4 protein-coding genes are annotated in these 3,701 nt (G+C 69.5%); 3 read left to right on the top strand and 1 reads right to left on the bottom strand.

Annotated features, from left to right (window positions below; genetic code table 11):
• The 3 genes from ACFQEU_RS12865 to ACFQEU_RS12855 form a co-directional block, all read left to right on the top strand.
• Positions 1–551 (top strand): Clp protease/crotonase-like domain-containing protein (locus ACFQEU_RS12865; RefSeq protein ID WP_465261145.1); only part of this gene is annotated, 551 nt, incomplete at its 5' end.
• Positions 548–1,717: a hypothetical protein gene (locus ACFQEU_RS12860; RefSeq protein WP_379782767.1), complete on the top strand. Its 1,170-nt coding sequence runs from the start codon at positions 548–550 to the stop codon at positions 1,715–1,717. The genes ACFQEU_RS12865 and ACFQEU_RS12860, both read left to right, overlap by 4 nt.
• 296 nt (positions 1,718–2,013) lie before the next feature.
• Entirely contained in the window at positions 2,014–3,354 is a 1,341-nt protein-coding gene (locus ACFQEU_RS12855) for an MFS transporter (RefSeq protein WP_379782765.1), read from the top strand.
• Between the two features lie 35 nt (positions 3,355–3,389).
• Here ACFQEU_RS12855 and ACFQEU_RS12850 read toward each other — a convergent pair.
• Positions 3,390–3,701: phosphopantothenate/pantothenate synthetase family protein (locus tag ACFQEU_RS12850; RefSeq protein ID WP_379782763.1), on the bottom strand; the 312-nt coding region annotated here is incomplete at its 5' end.

Raw genomic sequence — 3,701 nt, 5'->3', positions numbered from 1 at the left:
CGGTCGGTAGCGTCGGCGTCGCCGGTACGCCGCCGACGCCCACTGGCCCCGACGAGGGCGCTACCGGGCCGGACAAGAACGCGGCCGACCCCGCCGAACAGCGCGAGCGTCAACAGGTGCTCGCGAACCTGTTCATCGAGAACGTGCTCGAACAGCGCGGCGACGAGATCGAGCTCGACCGCGAGGGGATCGCCCACGCCGACGCCTATCTCGGCACCGAAGCGGTCGACAACGGGTTCGCCGACGAGTTCGGCTTCGTCGACGACGCGATCGACGACGCCGCCCGCGAGGCCGGCCTCGACACCTACGAGGTCGAGACACACCGAAGCGAGTCCGCGACCGGCGGCCTCGGGATCCCACTCGTCGAGACCACCGACGGCGACGTCGTCATCGCCGAGGAGGCGGGAATCGGCGACGAGACGCTCAACGACGCGCTGATCTTGGCCGTGGCACCGCAGGTCTGGGCGGAGACGGTCGGCGAGGATGTCGAGATGTGGGGATACACCGGAACCGACCCCGCTGCCGTGACGAACGGAGGTGAGGCAGCATGAGCACGCTGACGCGCGTCGCGGGGACGTTCGTACTCGTGTTCGCGGTCACGCTCGGCCTCGTCGCGGTCGGCGGCGCGGTCCTCGACGACGGAACCCCCGCGAACGCGGACGTCGAGAGCGACCACTGGGAGCTCGACGCCGTGACGGCGGACGCCGCCGAGTCTGACGGGGAGATTACGATGGACAGCGCCGAGCCGACGAACACAGTCGTCCTCCACGTCGGCGCGGGGGCGGCGGCCGGTGGCGGCGGTGAACCGCTCCCGCTCCCGATAGGCGAGGAAAGCGAACCCGTCGACGCCTCGGTCGGCACTATCGGTGGCCCCGAACGCGACGTCGGCCCGCTGGCGGCGACGCTCGTCGCGAACGGCCACGACGTGGTGTTCTATCAGGACGAGTTCGCGGACGGTCCCCTGTTCGAGCTGCTCGCGGACGCCGACGCGTTCCTGACGACGAACCCGGCCGCGCTCGGACCCGCCGAGGCCGACGCGGTCGCGGAGTTCGCCGAGGCCGACGGTCGCACCGTGATCGCGGCCGACCCCGGAAGCGCCGGTCCGGCCACCGAGCTCGTCGGGTCGCTTGGAGGGTACGTTTCCCCGGGATACGTGTACGATATGACCGATAACGACGCCAACTACCTCAGCCCGTTCGTGACGCCTGCGGGCGAAACCCCGCTGACCGACGGTGTCGACCGCGCGGTGTTCCGCGGGATCGCTCCGGTCGGCGTCGCCGCCGGACAGGGCGAGGTCGCCCTCGAAACGGGCGACGACGCGCAGCTGTCGACCACGCGGGCAGACGACGCTTACGCCGCCGCGGTGACCGTCGGCGAGCTCGCACTGGTCGGCGACTCGGCGTTCCTCGCCCCGGAGAACGCCTACCGCGCGGACAACGACGTGCTGATCGGGAACGTCGCGGACTTCCTCGTGACCGGCGAGAACCCCGACATCGACCCGCTTCCGCCGGGCGGGCAACCGCTGCCGCCGGGTGGAGAACCGTTACCACCGGGTGGGGAACCGTTACCACCGGGTGAGGAGCCGACCCCGCCGGGTGAGGAGCCGGCTCCACCCGAGGACGGTGACGATGAGGGGGATGGCGATGAGGGGGATGACGATGAGGATGGCGACGACGACGGTAACGGCGATAACGACGGCGACAATACGAACGCGTAACACGCCATCGACGACCGACAGCCGGTCGCTCGTCCCCTCGACCGAGGCGCGTTCCGTTCGCCGGGTCGCGAACCCGGCTCGGTGTTCGTGAACCGTGATTCGTGAACCACGTTCGCGACCTGAGCCCATAGACGCCGCCAGCCGTGTCTCCGTGCCACACAGCATCACTCGGGGGAAACCGCACGCGGGTGGCCGATAGCACAAGCGTATTCCCGAACACCGTCGAAAGACCGGACACGTATCGAGAGTCACCCAATGGAGATCCCCTCGACCCCTCCCGGAGGCTACGCTCGCCGATGAGGAATCCGGTCACCGCCGTCCAGAACGCGCTGGGAGTCAACCCACAAGTGCTGGCGTTGGCGCTCGCCCGAATGTCCGAATCCGTCGGCAACTCGTTCCTGATCGTGGTCCTCCCGCTGTTCATCGCCTCCGACTTCGTCACCGGCGGGACGTTCGGGCTCACGGAGGTGTTCATCACCGGCCTCGTCCTCTCCATCTTCGGCTTCGTCAACAGCCCGCTCCAGCCGTTCACCGGTCGGCTCTCCGACCGAACAGGCCGTCGAAAGGTGTTCGTGCTCTTCGGGCTGGCGCTCATCGCGGTCGCCGGCGTCGGCTACGCCTTCGCCGCCACCTACTGGCACCTGATCGGCTTGCGCGTCCTCCAGGGGATCGCGGGCGCGTTCATCATCCCGACGACGGTGGCGCTGGTCAACGACCTCGCCACCGACGAGAACCGTGGCGGCAACATGGGGACGTACAACACGTTCCGACTCGTCGGCTTCGGGGTCGGCCCGATCGCCGCCGGGGGCGTCGTCGCCGCCGGTCCCTTCACCGTCCCGCTCGGGGCGACGACCGTCGCGCTCACCGGATTCGACGCGGCGTTCTACTTCGCCGCGAGCACCGCCGTGCTCGCGTTCCTGCTCGTGTTGACGCTCATCCGGGACCCCGATATCGACCCCGACGACGGGGGCGACGAGTCGTTCTTAGCGGCGCTCGCGATCCGCGACCGGGACGGCGGGCAGCTGCTCGACCCCGTGTTCGCGCTCGGGGTCGTCTCGTTTTTCATGGCGGTCGGCATCGCGGTGTTCGCCACGCTCGGCGACATCGTCAACACCGAGCTCGATCAGGGGCCCGATATGTTCGGCCTCCAGTTCGCGGCGTTCGTCCTCGCACAGATCTTCCTCCAGGCACCGATCGGGCGCGCGACCGACTACTACGGGCGGAAGGCGTTCATCCTCGTCGGCACGGTTCTGCTCGTTCCGACGACGCTCGTTCAAGGGCTCGTGCCGGCGTACGCGCTCGGGTTCGGCCTGATCGGGGACCCGTGGGTGATGTTCCTCGCCCGGTTCCTCCAGGGTGTCGCCGGGGCGATGGTGTTCGCACCCGCGCTAGCGCTCGCCGGCGACATCGCTCGGGAAGGAGCGTCCGGGTCAACGCTGTCCGTGCTCACGATGGCGTTCGGCTTCGGCGTCGCCGCCGGCCCGCTGTTGTCGGGCTTCCTCGTCGCCTGGGGGTTCGTCGTTCCCTTCGCGTTTGCCGCGGCGCTCGCCGCGATCGGTGCGATCACTGTCGCCACGCAGGTGAACGAGGTGAACGCCCCGCGGCGAGCGATCCCGTTCGTCGGCTACGTGACCTGACCGCGTCGCCGTCAGTCCTTCCCTCCGCCTCCCAGTTACGCCACGTCCCCATCGCCGTCGAACGAGCCCTCGCGGATCGCGGCCTCGGCGGCCGTCAACGCCTCGTCTGCGTCGAACTCGTCGACGACCCGCCGTAGCTCCGACGACGACGCCCCAGCGAGATCGCGGGCGTGTGCCGTCACGTTCGGCACCGCACGGATCACGTTGTCGATGATCGGGATCGCCGCGGTTCGCGGCCCCCGACTCCCCGGGTTGAGGTCGATCACGATCTCCGTCTTCCCGGCGGCCGCGAGCGCTTCCGCGCGGTCGCCGTCCTCCAGCGGCACCACGACGGTGTCGGCCGCGCC

The sequence above is a fragment of the Halorubrum tibetense genome, from assembly GCF_042661865.1.
GTDB lineage: Archaea > Halobacteriota > Halobacteria > Halobacteriales > Haloferacaceae > Halorubrum > Halorubrum tibetense.
The sequence above is the reverse complement of the archived record's forward strand: the minus strand, read 5'-3'. Positions and strand labels throughout refer to the sequence as shown.

Excerpts from the sequence above, each read along its gene's own strand:
- ACFQEU_RS12860 (WP_379782767.1), top strand. The coding sequence starts at position 548 with ATGAGCACGCTGACGCGCGTCGCGGGGACGTTCGTACTCGTGTTCGCG.
- ACFQEU_RS12855 (WP_379782765.1), top strand. The coding sequence starts at position 2,014 with ATGAGGAATCCGGTCACCGCCGTCCAGAACGCGCTGGGAGTCAACCCA.